Consider the following 13,157-nt stretch of genomic DNA (forward strand, 5'->3'; position numbering starts at 1 on the left):
TTTAAATGACTAGGTGATTTTTAAACCGCGATAAAGGTAGGAGAGTATTATTGATTTTGTGTTAAGTAAATATTATTTAAATATTTCCACAATCGCTGCTATATGAAGCCTTCATTTGGTAATTATATAGGTTATCGTTTGATGGTTGATGATAGGTTATTTCACTGGTGAGGGCTATTTTTTAATTTTAATTGTGCCATTGCGATAGAGGTTTAAGGCGGCCGTTAGAATACTTTCGATTGTGTCTATCGGAAGGTCTTCCTGTGGATCAATAGGCAATGTTTTCATCCGAAGACGCTGACCTGCTTCCAGCTGTACCTGGTCCAAATGTTTACCTTCAACCATCAGTAGGTATGGAAATGTAGTCCGTTTGTCGGTCCAAAGGTAACAGAATGCTTTTTTTCTATAGCAAAAGCAAGGCATACCGTATTTTATGGTCTCACTCACATCCGCATCCTGTTGAAGGATAATATGTCTTAATGCTAAAAGACAGCTTTTATTTGGTTCTTTCTGGTTCAGATAGAAATGTTGGATCTCCTGCATATGAATGATGTGTTGCAAATAAAGATACAAGACTTATCCTTTTTTATATGATATAGTTACAATTTTCTTTTGTTGTTTAGTATATTCAGACCTATTTTATGCGATCGAATTATCTATTTGCTTATGACCATAAATTTTAGAAATATAGACTATTTGAATAGTGGAAATGAAGTGCAGAAAAAAGCCTATCGGTTACTGATGGATTATCAGATTATTAACCGTCTTGAGGATTACAGTCCGATTGTAGTTGGTACAATACCGATTCAGATAGATGTTGATGGGAGTGATATAGACATTATTCTGCGTGTAGATGATTTTGATGCTCTTGAAGAAAAGCTGTCTCTTAATTTTTCGCAGCATGCACATTTTCGGTTACAGCGGGCTACCAGTCATGTAATCGTGTGCAGTTTCTCTATTGAGGAACAGCTTTTTGAAATTTATGCAACGGATAAAGCAACTGAAATTCAGAATGGATATTTACATATGCTTAAAGAGCATGAAATCATTCAATTGAGGGGGAAAGAATTCGCTGAGCAGGTCAGGCAGCTCAAAAGAAGCGGGGTAAAAACTGAACCTGCATTTTGTCAGCTATTGGGAATTGAAGGCGATGCATATACAGAACTTTTAAAGTATAATCCAGCAGATAATTCGATAAACAATGAATGATTTTAATCTAAAATAGTATGAATCCCCTAATTGAACAATTTAAAAAATATGGCTATCTCAATGAAGCAATTGAGAAAGCGGTAGAAAATAGAACTCGTTATTTTTTTAAGAAAAAGGGTGAGCATTTTTTGAGGGAGGGGCAGCATTTATCAAGCTATTTTGTTTTGCGTACAGGACTGATTCGTGCTTATTTCTTTAAAAATGGACGTGAAATGAACAGTTGGTTTGGTGAGGAAAACCAGATTTTTGGATCGATTTTGCCCGTATATACTGAAAAGCCCTCTTTTGAAAATATTCAGTTTCTGGAAGACTCCGAGATTTATGCAATTTCTGTGGACGATTTGAATGAATTGTATAGGATTTATCCTGAACTAAATCTTATAGGCCGAAAGATTGCTGAGGAGGTTTGTATTATTCTTGAAGAACGGATTATGTCCCTGCATACCGAATCTGCAGTAGAACGATATCAATCTCTCATCCGCCTACAGCCAAATTTGTTAAATAGAATTAATCTTGGTCATATTGCATCATATTTAGGAATTACACAGGAAACGCTTAGCCGGATACGGCGATAAGTACACGATTTTGATATAAGTCAAAAAATGCCCCTTATATAGGGATTATCTTTGCTTTAGAAATTTAAACTATTGGAAATGAATTGGATTGCATTGATTATTGCTGGCATTTTTGAAATTGGCTGGCCGCTCGGATTAAAAATGGCTCAACAGCCAGATTCAAATAAATTTGGTTGGATCCTATTGGCTATTGTCTCCATGAGCATTAGTGGCGGATTATTATTTTATGCTCAAAAAACTATTCCTATAGGTACAGCATATGCTGTATGGACAGGTTTAGGGGCAGTGGGCACATTAATGGTCGGAATCTTTTTTTTCGGAGATTCGGCCAATGTATTTAGACTCCTGTCTGCAACATTGATCGTCGCAGGAATTATTGGCTTAAAGATTTTTTAAAAATACTGGAAATGTTATTTATCTCAGTGTACATAAAAAAAATAGAATATGCGCTCAATTTTCTTCAATTGGATTGTTAAAAATATATAAAATCTATTTTTTTTAGTCTAAACTCCTTAGAAGAGAGTAGGTTGGGATGATTTTTGCTGCGCAATTAAATTATGAGGCAAGAACTAGCTGAAAAAATAGAATTGTATAGTAAAAGGTACGGCCTATTTATGCGACCGGAGTATATTAGCTTTGCTCGGGATACAACAAGGCTGTTGCTTCGCAACGAATGTCTCCGTGAAGGTGATATAAAAGCTTATCAAGATTACATTGCCTCACATTATCCCGAAGATCTTCCCTGGGAAATGAAACAATTTCAGGAAGCGACCAAAGCATTGGAGCACATGAGTAAGGAGACGGCTATTGCATGGGTGAATGCGCATCGAATCAATATTTTCGAATCCGACATTTTTATCGATGATGAAGATTCAATTCTGCGCCCCATTCAATCAAAAGATGAAGACATGTTTCGCTATAATTTTAACGCCTTGGAAGAACTTATCTACAATCACCAAAGACCGGACGACTTATTTCGGCGGAATAGAGATTGTTTTTGGATAGATACAAGAATTGACTGGCGGTAGTTTACTGCTCATTGAAGTGTGGTTTCCCAAGAGCTATCTCGTTCTCCGACGAATACCTCTTGGGAAACTTTTTTATTATTTGGATTCTGCGACAAAAATTTCATTTTCTTGTCCAAGGACCACGGTAGGAAACTTTTTGTTGAAGTCAATCGCAATATCTCCTTTTCCCTTTTCGCCGTCTCCGTTGGAATCCCAATCTAATGTTACGTAGTATTTTATGGGCTCAGCGTCACTGACTTTAGGCTGGATGAGCTTAAGGTGATTTTTAGGTAAATCGAGTTTGAGATCAAAAGGTATTTGGTTCGCTGTAAAACTCTTTTCCAGAATCATTGTAGCTGGTACATCTGCTATCTGGGCCGAAACTGCATACAGACGAATCTTGCCCGTTGGATTTTTAACTGCAATAGCATTTGTTGATTGAATTTTTACGGAAAGACCAGTTGTATCCGTATTCATTTTTTTCGTATTTAATGTTGTTGAACAACTGCTTGCAGCGAGTGCGACAGCAATTACTGATATTGTAAGTTTTAACATAATATTTTTTTGTTTGTTTTAACTGTTATTGAAGCACCAAAATTGGATAATTTACAATTTGAAGGATATCCCGACATTTGCAATCCCGAGGTAGCCGAATCCAAATTCGCCATAGATACCTATTTTATTACCGTAACGAATGGCTATCGGCGTAAATTGATAGGATAGCGCACCGAAGCTCGCTCTATCTTCTTTTTGTCTATTGTTAAATTTTGCATAGCCCAAACCTCCTTTTCCATATAGTTTAAGTTTAGTTTTATTCAAATAGCTATATTGCATATTCAAAAGTCCCCCAAAAACATTCCATTTTGAATCCCCAAGATCATCTTTGTAAGAAACCGTATTTTTACCATAAAATCCGTCGATGCCTATAGACAGTCTTTTGTTTAAATTACGTGAATACCCGGCAGTAAATGTGCCAGTTCCGCTGGAATGTTCTACTTCTCTTCCGAGTAAACCCATAAATATTCCCTCACCGAGCATTGTACCGATCTCTTGGGCTGGAATAAGGCCATAACCCACCCGAATTTCTGAATTTTTTTGCATGTTTTCTTGCCCATATCCTTCCAACGAAATCAGGGAGACTAGGACGATGAATATAATTTTCTTCATTAATATAGTTAAGTCAGGATTTTATGTGACTTACTTTAGATAACGTTTTTGAAATTTAATTCGCTACAATTTATTTTTTGTAGTATTTTATTTCTTGTTTGATTTGTATTTTGATTTTAAATTCTTTTTAGCCTACTAAATACTTGTGCAGTTTTTGGGGGGTATAAGGCGTCTTTTTCAAATCAAGGTGCAGACACTTTTATTAAGGACTGAATGTCTAGCGATGGGAGAGCTTAACTCCTGACGTATTTCATTGGCAAAGACAGTGGACAAAAGGCGGGGAATGAAAGCGGAACAGGAAGATAATAGGAGGGTTAAAGCCAGACGACCGGGCTGAGATCATAAGAGTTAAAGTCCTTGTAACAAAAAAGATCCTTAGCTTACGCTAAGGATCTTTTTTGTTACAAGGACTTTATTTTTAGGTTTCTAAATGAAACACCTCTGGACCAATCCTGTAGTGCTAATTTCCCACTAATATGTTTACCAAACTCTGGATAATCTTTGAAATTACTATGTTTTACCAAATCTTTCCATTTAGCGGAATTAAAATCCATTTCAGCAGTGATTTTACCATTCAGGTAGAACGTTACCTTTCCGTCTTTCTGAATAATACTCGATTCATTCCAATCATCCTGTGCTTTAATATTGACAAAGTTTTGCTGCGGTAGAAAAGTATAAAGACAGCCGGAACGCTTTAGCGGCTTATCAAAATCAGGATGGGAATCTGCCAACAACTGGTATTCTGGTCCTGAATGATAGGTCGCATTGATATCCGGTCTTTCCTGTACATTGACAAAAACGCCACTATTTCCCTCTTTTTCGAGCTTCCATTCAAACTTAAACTCATAATTTTTATACTCTTTGTCCGATACTAAGTCATATTTTTGGCTTTCACTGTTTGGATTGCAATAAATAGTCCCATTTTTAACGACCCAGGCTGTAGGAGCATTTTTACTATTATTGTAGGTATGCCAATTGTTAAGCGTGGTACCATCAAATAGAAGTTGCCAGCCGTTACTTTGCTCTTCTTCTGTCAATGTATTCGGACTGCTTTTTTCATTTTGACAGGAGAGTAAAATACAGCCCATAAAGACCGATAAGATGATTTTTTTGAAAAGGTTTAAGTTTATCATTGTTTTTATTTGTATAAGTGTCTCTTTAATAAGTTTTCCCATTTAATATGTATCCCCTAAAATAATTTTTAATATGAACTTTTGGCGATAATTTCATGTTCCTTTGCAAATTTGTTACATAGTACTTCTGCTAATACTCATCCGGAGGTTCACCTATTCTCCTATTCATTTATGAATTTTTAAAACATTCTTTCCGTCATTTTATAGAATAGACCGGTTCAAACCGTCTATGTTTTTTGGTCACCTTTCAAGTATACATGACAAGTTACACATTATAATGATTTGATCACATTTTCAGCATAGTCATTCTCATTTTGATAAAATAACCTTATCAAAATGATAGGATTCTCCAATGCTATTTTGTGGTTTATTTTTTATAACACCTGATTAATAGTGTGTTATGTTGTTTTCTGGCATAGTGGAACGCTGTTTGGCTTATTGGGACAAATGAATGTAAATATGAAAACAGGACGGAAAAGAAAAGTATGTGGCAAGAGCCCTCCGAAGGGGACGATCGGCAATGCTGCTGGCATGTAATTGAAGTTAACAAAATGAAATCGCGATTCACTAATAAAATTTAACAATGGCAATAACAATCATACTCGTCATAACTGGAATTTTGTTCTTCTGGTTATTCTATAAAATGGTCGACTTTTTCGGCAAAATATAAAAGAAATAATATGAAAGAGAAGCAAGAAAATAAAGGCAGAAGTTCCGCGCATAATTTATCGGGAGACCGTATAGCGAAGATCATAGTAGTGGTATTGATTATTGCAATGATTTTTCAACTCTATATCGGTTAGATTTTGAAGTATAGTTTTACACACAACATGAAAAAATTAAATCAATACGGTGCAGGTTTGTATATGGCGCTCCATTATAAGGAAATCCGATCAGAGATTAATTTCTTATTGCGAAAGCACAATTTTGCAGGAGCCTTACAGGCTGTTATTAATCATCTTCGGAGCTTAATTGTATTGCAAAGTACGGACAAAATTTGCCAGCATATTCATTTCCTCGGAATGATTTATGGACGAGGAAACCATTATGTCAAATACATTCTGGAAAATCTCTTTGTAAGATCTTTAGGAGGTCTTCGGCGCATCAGTTCGGTCAATGCATGGGCGGTAATCGAAGCTCAGCTACCAACACCATTTTTAGAGGTCCTTAAAGGGCAACAAATTCATAATCTATTAATATCAAAGTAAATGGCAGCTTTATTTATTGTAGCACTACTGGTTTTTGCATATATCTGTTATGTACTTCTAAAGCCAGAAAAATTTTAATAACAAGATTACTCATTCTCTATCGTCGGCGATGAAATCCTGCTTTCAGTCAGTTCTTTTCGTGTTACATAGCGAAAAGAAGAGCTTGAGGTTAGATGACGATCGGTCATGATACACTTTTTATACAAATCAACTAAAGAAATGAATACAGAGATTCTTGGAATCATAGTGATGTTCACCGTAACATTACTACTCGGACTTCCCCTTGGGAAATATATAGCTAAGGTATATGGCAATGAAAAAACCTGGTTAGATCCATTGTTTCAACCATTGGAACGATTTTTTTATCGGGTGACAGGAATTAATCCTAGCCTCCAGATGACCTGGAAACAGCACCTCGTTGCTCTTTTGACAATTAATCTACTGTGGTTCCTGTTGAGCATGGTTATCCTGATGAATATGGGACATTTGCCTTTAAATCCAGATGGGAATCCTGGAATGACTGCTGATTTGGCCTTTAATACCAGTATCTCTTTTTTGGTCAACTGTAATCTCCAGCACTATTCCGGTGAATCAGGAGTGAGCTATCTAGGACAAATTTGGCTCATGTTTCTTCAATTCGTGACGGCAGGCGTGGGAATGGCTGCTGCAGTGGTTATTTTCAAAGCTTTTAGGGATAAGACAACAACACAATTGGGCAATTTTTACGATTTCTTTGTGAAGTCTTGCACCCGGATTTTACTGCCTATCTCTGTCTTGGTTGCAGCCATCTTCGTATTCCAAGGCATGCCGATGACTTTCGAAGGTAAGGACAGCATGATTACTGTCGCTGGAGATACCGTACAGGTAAGCCGAGGACCAGTAGCTGCCTTTGTCCCAATTAAACATCTTGGTACAAATGGAGGTGGTTTTTTCGGTGCAAACAGTGCGCATCCATTTGAAAATCCCAATTATTTGACCAATATGGTGGAAATGATTGCCCAGTTTATTATCCCGATGGCGATGATATTTGCATTCGGTTTTTTTATTCGCAAGCGTAAATTTTCATGGATGATGTTTGGTGTGATGACCATTGGGTTTATCATCCTGACAATACCAAATATAAAAATGGAGATGGCTGGAAATCCAGCGATTGCACAGATGGGTATTGACACGTCTATGGGCGCCATGGAGGGAAAGGAAATACGCATTGGTGCAGCGGCATCGGGGTTTTGGAGTATTGTTACAACGATGATTTCGACGGGTTCTGTCAATTCTATGCATGATAGTTACATGCCCTTATCTGGTATGAACGAACTTATAGCGATGATGGTAAATGCTTTTTATGGCGGTGTAGGCGCGGGGATACTCAATTTCTTCATTTTTATTATACTTGCCGTTTTCATTAGTGGCTTGATGGTGGGGCGTACACCAGAGTTTATGGGTAAGAAAGTTGAAGCGCGGGAAATGAAAATCGCTATGATTGTTGCTCTTGCCCATCCTTTTCTAATCCTTGTCGGTACAGCACTTGCTACAGCGTTTCCAGCCCAAGGTGCTTCTACTTTGAATAACCCTGGATTCCATGGTTTTAGTGAAATATTGTACGAATATACTTCATCCGCAGCCAACAATGGTAGTGGGTTTGAAGGTCTTGGAGATAATACAATTTGGTGGAACATTTCGACAGGTATCGTATTGTTACTCGGCCGCTTTATACCGATTATAGGCCCAATTGCTATTGCTGGATTATTGGCTGAGAAAAAATTTATACCTGAAGGTGAGGGAACGCTAAAAACAGATACAAGTACATTCGGTTTAATGGTATTCGCTGTGATCGCGATTATCGCAGCACTCTCTTTCTTCCCTGCGTTGGCATTGGGTCCAATTGCGGAATATTTTTCCATGTAGTACTTAAAATTAAAGAATTCTAAAAATGAGCAATCAACAAACATTGTTTCAGAAAGAGCTTGTACAACAAGCGTTAAAGCAATCTTTCGTGAAGCTAAATCCTAAAATAATGTTCCGTAATCCGGTGATGTTTACTGTGGAAATCGGGACGCTGATTATGGCCGTCGTTTGTCTTTGGATAATGACTGGGGAAAAATCACAAGGTACACTTGGTTATAATTTTACGGTATTTCTTATTCTATTTTTAACCTTATTGTTTGGAAATTTTGCTGAGGCAATTGCCGAAGCCCGCGGTAAGGCGCAAGCAGATAGTCTTCGGAAAACTCGGGAGGAAACTCCAGCAACTCTGCGTGATGGTCGGGTAGTTTCGTCCGCTCAACTGAAAAAAGATGATGTTTTTGTTTGCCAGGCTGGTGATGTAATTCCATTGGATGGGGAGATTATTGAGGGATTGGCAACCATAGATGAGAGTGCAATTACCGGAGAATCAGCACCGGTGATCCGCGAGTCTGGGGGTGATAAAAGTTCAGTTACCGGTGGTACCAAGGTTTTATCTGATCGAATTGTCGTGCAGGTCACGACAGAACCGGGTGAAAGCTTTTTGGATAAGATGATCGCATTGGTCGAAGGGGCAAGCCGCCAAAAAACACCTAACGAGATTGCATTAACAATCCTTTTGGCAGGTTTTACACTTGTATTTATTATAGTAACGGTGACCTTAAAACCATTTGCGGATTATGCCAATGTTGGTATCACCATTGCGTCGTTTATTTCACTTTTTGTCTGTCTGATTCCAACAACAATAGGTGGTCTTTTATCGGCAATTGGTATCGCGGGAATGGATCGTGCACTTCGTGCAAATGTTATAACAAAAAGTGGCAAGGCAGTTGAAACGGCAGGAGATATTGATGTCTTGTTGCTTGATAAAACTGGAACTATTACGATCGGAAATCGTAAGGCGACAAATTTTTACCCCGCAGATGGCGTCCTGAAGGAAGCTCTGGTACGTGCGGCCACATTGAGCTCCATGGCGGATGAAACACCGGAAGGGAAATCAATTATCGAATTGGCTGGTGCCAATCCATCGAGCTATAAGGTCGAAAATCCTGCATTCATTAAGTTTACCGCGGAGACCCGTAGCTCGGGAATAGACTTTGCACAGACACGTATTCGTAAAGGTGCAACAGATGCTATTCGGAATATCATTGTAAAGGCTGGAAATCTGTTTCCTCAGGAAATAGATGAACGCGTAAAGCTTATCGCTCAAAATGGGGGAACCCCATTGGTCGTTGCAGAGAATGAAAAGGTTCTCGGTGTCATAGAATTGCAGGATGTGATAAAACCCGGAATCCATGAACGCTTTGAAAGGTTACGAAAAATGGGTATCAAAACTGTTATGGTGACGGGAGATAATCCGTTGACGGCCAAATATATTGCGGAAAAAGCTGGAGTGGATGATTTCATAGCCGAAGCGAAACCTGAAGACAAGATGAACTATATCAAAAAAGAACAGCTTGATGGACGATTGGTCGCCATGATGGGGGATGGTACAAACGATGCTCCGGCACTTGCACAAGCCGATGTTGGTGTAGCGATGAACAGCGGTACACAAGCTGCAAAAGAGGCCGGAAATATGGTCGATCTCGACAATGATCCAACCAAACTGATTGAGGTTGTGGAGATAGGCAAACAATTGTTGATGACCAGGGGTACGCTAACAACGTTTAGTATTGCAAATGATGTCGCCAAATATTTTGCTATCATTCCGGCCTTGTTTATTGCAGCAATACCCGCACTTCAAGGTTTAAACATTATGCAGCTCAGTAGTCCACAAAGTGCCATACTATCAGCTGTCATCTTTAACGCAATTATTATCCCATTACTGATTCCTTTGGCATTGAAAGGAGTCGCATACAAACCTATAGGTGCAAGCGCACTGTTACGGAGAAATCTGCTCGTTTTTGGACTTGGTGGAGTACTCGTTCCATTTATTGGTATCAAGGTCATAGACCTACTGGTTTCCCTATTTATCTAATACATTTTTAATAATAAAAGCAAAGATGAAAACACATATATATCCGGCAATAAAGATTACAATTATCTTATTGCTCCTGCTCTCAGTGGTATATCCAGCCCTCGTATGGGCAATAGCTCAAATAGCACCCAATCATGGAAAAGGGGAAATGCTTGAGTACAATGGCCAAAAGTATTACAGAAATATTGGACAGGCCTTTACGCGTGATGATTACTTCTCGTCGCGTCCTTCAGCTGTTGGTTATAATGCTGCCGGATCGGGTGGAAGTAACAAAGGACCCTCTAATGGGGAATATCTTTCGGAAGTTAGGGCCCGTATCGATACTTTCTTAGTCCACAATCCTACTGTAAAACGCGAACAGATACCGGTAGACATTGTTACAGCCAGTGGTAGTGGTTTGGATCCAGATATCTCTATAGAGGCCGCAAAAATACAAATTGATCGTGTTGCGAAAGCGAGAGGTATATCGGTAAATAGCCTACAGTCTCTTGTTGATGCCCACGTTCAGACGCCTTTATGGAATATGTTTGGACCTCGCAAAATCAATGTCCTTGAACTAAATATTGCTTTGGACAAGATGGTTGAAAAATAAAATTGACCTAAAGAGTCATCGATATACATTTTATAAGAACAATTTACATGAAAAAACTAGCGATGTTGGCCTGTTTACTCGCAGGGGCAACACAATTATTTGCACAACAAGATACGACTCAAAATACCCGATTGTCTATCAGTGGTTACCTTGAAGCATATTACCTCCGGGACTTTAACAATCCACTTGGAAATACGCGTCCAGGCTTTGTATATAGTCACAATAGGACGAATGAAGTAAACATAAACTTGGCACTTTTAAAAGCTGCATACGAAACAACAAATACCCGTGCAAATCTTGCTTTAGGTGTCGGTACATATATGAATGCCAACTACGGTGCGGAACCCGGAGTCTTAAAAAATATTTACGAAGCGAACGCCGGTATTCGTATCTCGAAAAAACATAATTTATGGATCGATGCTGGCATATTTTCTTCCCATTTGGGCTTTGAAAGCGCTATAGGAAAGGATAATTGGACTGTAACAAGAAGTATTTTTGCGGATAATTCCCCTTATTTTGAAACAGGAGCAAAAATATCCTATACATCCGCATCGGGAAAACTGTTTTTAAGTGGGCTGATTTTAAACGGATGGCAGCGGATTCAACGGGTGGATGGTAGCAGTTTGCCGGCATTTGGGCATCAATTGGTCTATAAACCGACAGATAAATGGACCATCAATAGTGGTTCTTTTATAGGCAGTGACAAAGCGGATAGCGTCAGACAGATGCGTTATTTTCATAACCTATATGCAATTTATCAAATGAACGAAAAGCTGGGAATCACATTCGGATTTGATATTGGAGCGGAACAAAAAGCAAAAGGTAGCTCAAAGTACAATGCATGGTACACCCCCGTGTTAATTGCACGATACGCGACGACCGAAAAATTTAGCTTAACAGCAAGAGGAGAATATTACAACGATAAGCATGGTGTGATCGTTTCTACGACTACAGAGCAAGGTTTTCAAACGTTTGGCTATTCTTTAAATGCAGATTATGCCATTCTTCCCAATGTTCTTTGGCGTACGGAACTACGTAATCTCACAAATAAAGATGCTATTTTCCTTGATCGGACAAATAAGTTGGTGAAAAATAGTGTAACGGCTGTAACAGCACTTACCGTTAGTTTTTAAAAACAATCGTTCCTGCCGTGTGTTGGATCGGCAGGAACCTTCTGAAATGAAAGGCAATAAAAATGGAAGAGAGGAAAAGCGCTGAACACTTTTTGGACCTTATTCGGAAATCGAGAAGAGGTCGCTTCAAACTTTATATCGGTATGAGTGCAGGCGTAGGAAAAACATACCGCATGTTACAGGATGCACATACCCTTTTACAGGGAGGAATCGATGTGCGTATTGGCTATATTGAGACACATAATCGGAAAGAAACACATCAATTGCTCGACGGTCTACCCCTTATCGCCCGACGCCATCTTTTTTACAAAGGCAAACAGTTGGAGGAACTGGACCTTTATGCTGTCTTGAATTCACATCCCGAGGTTGTCATTATCGATGAGCTGGCACATACCAATATTGAAGGTAGCAAAAATACCAAAAGATGGCAGGATGTTATGGAGATTCTTGAAGCGGGGATTAATGTGATCAGCGCTGTTAATATCCAGCATATTGAGAGTTTAAACGAGGAGGTCAAAGCGATTACAGGTGTTGAAGTGCAAGAACGTGTTCCCGACAGTGTTATTGATTCCGCAGATGAAGTCGTTAATATTGATCTTACTGCAGAAGAGCTTATCATTCGCCTAAAAGAGGGCAAGATCTATGATGCGTCAAAAATTCAGGCAGCGCTTCAAAACTTCTTTAAAAGCGAACATATCTTACAATTGCGTGAAATGGCGTTGAAAGAAGTTGCCTCCCAGGTTCAACGCAAAGTAGAGATTGAAGTTCAACCCCAACGATGGGTGCGAAAGGAGCGTTTCCTGGCTTGTATAAGTTCTAATGAAATAAAAGCAAAAAACGTCATCCGAAAAACAGCACGCTTAGCAGGATATTACAATAGCAGTTGGTTTTTGCTCTATGTACAGTTGCCAAAAGAGCGCGGAGATCGGATAGCTTTAAATAAACAACGGCACCTGATCAATAACTTTAAACTGGCGACAGAACTTGGTGGAGAAATTATCAAAGTAGAAAGTCATAGTGTGGCAAAAGAGATCATCGCTTTGTGCGAGCTCCGCAAGATCACCACAGTTTGCATTGGAAAACCACGATTATCTCTTTTAAGGATGTTACTTGCTAAGGATACATTTAGCAAACTGCTGGCACAACTGTCGACCAAAGACATCGACCTGATTATATTGTCTTAATGATAAAGA

16 protein-coding genes are annotated in these 13,157 nt (G+C 38.9%); 12 read left to right on the forward strand and 4 right to left on the reverse strand.

Features of this window, described 5'->3' with window-relative positions; all coding sequences use genetic code 11:
• Window positions 1-174: 174 nt before the first annotated feature.
• Window positions 175-543, reverse strand: a complete 369-nt coding sequence (locus tag A9970_RS25170) for a DUF1801 domain-containing protein (RefSeq protein ID WP_120332728.1) — start codon at window positions 541-543, stop codon at window positions 175-177.
• A gap of 123 nt (window positions 544-666) precedes the next feature.
• On the opposite strand from A9970_RS25170, the gene A9970_RS25175 reads away from it, so the two are divergent.
• From A9970_RS25175 to A9970_RS25190, 4 genes are all read left to right on the forward strand, one after another.
• Complete coding sequence (locus A9970_RS25175) at window positions 667-1,209, forward strand: DUF4269 domain-containing protein (RefSeq protein ID WP_182984118.1); 543 nt, start codon at window positions 667-669, stop codon at window positions 1,207-1,209.
• Between the two features lie 17 nt (window positions 1,210-1,226).
• On the forward strand, window positions 1,227-1,784 hold the full coding sequence (locus A9970_RS25180) for a Crp/Fnr family transcriptional regulator (protein ID WP_182984119.1): 558 nt from the start codon (window positions 1,227-1,229) through the stop codon (window positions 1,782-1,784).
• Window positions 1,785-1,862: 78 nt separating this feature from the next.
• On the forward strand, window positions 1,863-2,180 hold the full coding sequence (locus A9970_RS25185) for a multidrug efflux SMR transporter (RefSeq protein ID WP_153848385.1): 318 nt from the start codon (window positions 1,863-1,865) through the stop codon (window positions 2,178-2,180).
• Between the two features lie 161 nt (window positions 2,181-2,341).
• Window positions 2,342-2,812: a hypothetical protein gene (locus A9970_RS25190; protein WP_182984120.1), complete on the forward strand. Its 471-nt coding sequence runs from the start codon at window positions 2,342-2,344 to the stop codon at window positions 2,810-2,812.
• A 75-nt stretch (window positions 2,813-2,887) separates the two neighbouring features.
• On the opposite strand, the gene A9970_RS25195 is transcribed toward A9970_RS25190, so the two are convergent.
• From A9970_RS25195 to A9970_RS25205, 3 genes are all read right to left on the reverse strand, one after another.
• Window positions 2,888-3,346 (reverse strand): hypothetical protein, encoded by a 459-nt coding sequence (locus A9970_RS25195; protein WP_182984121.1) that lies wholly within the window; start codon window positions 3,344-3,346, stop codon window positions 2,888-2,890.
• Between the two features lie 51 nt (window positions 3,347-3,397).
• Window positions 3,398-3,958, reverse strand: coding sequence for a hypothetical protein (locus A9970_RS25200; RefSeq protein ID WP_182984122.1), 561 nt, complete (start codon window positions 3,956-3,958; stop codon window positions 3,398-3,400).
• A gap of 401 nt (window positions 3,959-4,359) precedes the next feature.
• The gene (locus A9970_RS25205) at window positions 4,360-5,091 is read right to left on the reverse strand and encodes a DUF1080 domain-containing protein (protein ID WP_182984123.1); all 732 of its coding nucleotides are present in this window, start codon (window positions 5,089-5,091) and stop codon (window positions 4,360-4,362) included.
• A gap of 680 nt (window positions 5,092-5,771) precedes the next feature.
• On the opposite strand from A9970_RS25205, the gene A9970_RS28790 reads away from it, so the two are divergent.
• The 8 genes from A9970_RS28790 (at window position 5,772) to A9970_RS25240 (ending at window position 13,148) form a co-directional block, all read left to right on the forward strand.
• Window positions 5,772-5,894 carry a hypothetical protein gene (locus A9970_RS28790; protein WP_257786997.1) on the forward strand — a complete coding sequence of 41 codons (123 nt, stop codon included), beginning with the start codon at window positions 5,772-5,774 and terminating at the stop codon, window positions 5,892-5,894.
• A gap of 27 nt (window positions 5,895-5,921) precedes the next feature.
• Complete coding sequence (locus A9970_RS25210; RefSeq protein WP_153846693.1) at window positions 5,922-6,299, forward strand: hypothetical protein; 378 nt, start codon at window positions 5,922-5,924, stop codon at window positions 6,297-6,299.
• Window positions 6,300-6,377: a potassium-transporting ATPase subunit F gene (locus A9970_RS25215; RefSeq protein ID WP_182984337.1), complete on the forward strand. Its 78-nt coding sequence runs from the start codon at window positions 6,300-6,302 to the stop codon at window positions 6,375-6,377.
• 141 nt (window positions 6,378-6,518) lie between these two features.
• Window positions 6,519-8,204, forward strand: a complete 1,686-nt coding sequence (kdpA, locus tag A9970_RS25220; RefSeq protein ID WP_182984124.1) for a potassium-transporting ATPase subunit KdpA — start codon at window positions 6,519-6,521, stop codon at window positions 8,202-8,204.
• 25 nt (window positions 8,205-8,229) lie between these two features.
• Window positions 8,230-10,239: a potassium-transporting ATPase subunit KdpB gene (kdpB, locus tag A9970_RS25225; RefSeq protein ID WP_182984125.1), complete on the forward strand. Its 2,010-nt coding sequence runs from the start codon at window positions 8,230-8,232 to the stop codon at window positions 10,237-10,239.
• Window positions 10,240-10,264: 25 nt separating this feature from the next.
• Window positions 10,265-10,831 carry a K(+)-transporting ATPase subunit C gene (locus A9970_RS25230; RefSeq protein ID WP_182984126.1) on the forward strand — a complete coding sequence of 189 codons (567 nt, stop codon included), beginning with the start codon at window positions 10,265-10,267 and terminating at the stop codon, window positions 10,829-10,831.
• 47 nt (window positions 10,832-10,878) lie between these two features.
• Complete coding sequence (locus tag A9970_RS25235) at window positions 10,879-11,964, forward strand: porin (RefSeq protein WP_182984127.1); 1,086 nt, start codon at window positions 10,879-10,881, stop codon at window positions 11,962-11,964.
• A 62-nt stretch (window positions 11,965-12,026) separates the two neighbouring features.
• Window positions 12,027-13,148, forward strand: coding sequence for a sensor protein KdpD (locus A9970_RS25240; protein ID WP_182984128.1), 1,122 nt, complete (start codon window positions 12,027-12,029; stop codon window positions 13,146-13,148).
• The last annotated feature ends 9 nt before the right edge of the window (window positions 13,149-13,157 follow it).

The organism is Sphingobacterium sp. UME9 (genome assembly GCF_014170215.1).
GTDB lineage: Bacteria > Bacteroidota > Bacteroidia > Sphingobacteriales > Sphingobacteriaceae > Sphingobacterium > Sphingobacterium paramultivorum.

What these genes read in the sequence shown, in the direction of transcription:
- A9970_RS25215 (WP_182984337.1), top strand. Translation starts at nt 6,300, where the DNA reads ATGGCAGCTTTATTTATTGTAGCACTACTGGTTTTTGCATATATCTGT.
- A9970_RS25230 (WP_182984126.1), top strand. Translation starts at nt 10,265, where the DNA reads ATGAAAACACATATATATCCGGCAATAAAGATTACAATTATCTTATTG.
- A9970_RS28790 (WP_257786997.1), top strand. Translation starts at nt 5,772, where the DNA reads ATGAAAGAGAAGCAAGAAAATAAAGGCAGAAGTTCCGCGCATAATTTA.
- A9970_RS25180 (WP_182984119.1), top strand. Translation starts at nt 1,227, where the DNA reads ATGAATCCCCTAATTGAACAATTTAAAAAATATGGCTATCTCAATGAA.
- A9970_RS25175 (WP_182984118.1), top strand. Translation starts at nt 667, where the DNA reads ATGACCATAAATTTTAGAAATATAGACTATTTGAATAGTGGAAATGAA.
- A9970_RS25170 (WP_120332728.1), bottom strand. Translation starts at nt 543, where the DNA reads ATGCAGGAGATCCAACATTTCTATCTGAACCAGAAAGAACCAAATAAA.
- A9970_RS25185 (WP_153848385.1), top strand. Translation starts at nt 1,863, where the DNA reads ATGAATTGGATTGCATTGATTATTGCTGGCATTTTTGAAATTGGCTGG.
- A9970_RS25195 (WP_182984121.1), bottom strand. Translation starts at nt 3,346, where the DNA reads ATGTTAAAACTTACAATATCAGTAATTGCTGTCGCACTCGCTGCAAGC.
- A9970_RS25235 (WP_182984127.1), top strand. Translation starts at nt 10,879, where the DNA reads ATGAAAAAACTAGCGATGTTGGCCTGTTTACTCGCAGGGGCAACACAA.
- A9970_RS25200 (WP_182984122.1), bottom strand. Translation starts at nt 3,958, where the DNA reads ATGAAGAAAATTATATTCATCGTCCTAGTCTCCCTGATTTCGTTGGAA.
- A9970_RS25205 (WP_182984123.1), bottom strand. Translation starts at nt 5,091, where the DNA reads ATGATAAACTTAAACCTTTTCAAAAAAATCATCTTATCGGTCTTTATG.
- A9970_RS25190 (WP_182984120.1), top strand. Translation starts at nt 2,342, where the DNA reads ATGAGGCAAGAACTAGCTGAAAAAATAGAATTGTATAGTAAAAGGTAC.
- A9970_RS25210 (WP_153846693.1), top strand. Translation starts at nt 5,922, where the DNA reads ATGAAAAAATTAAATCAATACGGTGCAGGTTTGTATATGGCGCTCCAT.
- kdpA (WP_182984124.1), top strand. Translation starts at nt 6,519, where the DNA reads ATGAATACAGAGATTCTTGGAATCATAGTGATGTTCACCGTAACATTA.
- kdpB (WP_182984125.1), top strand. Translation starts at nt 8,230, where the DNA reads ATGAGCAATCAACAAACATTGTTTCAGAAAGAGCTTGTACAACAAGCG.
- A9970_RS25240 (WP_182984128.1), top strand. Translation starts at nt 12,027, where the DNA reads ATGGAAGAGAGGAAAAGCGCTGAACACTTTTTGGACCTTATTCGGAAA.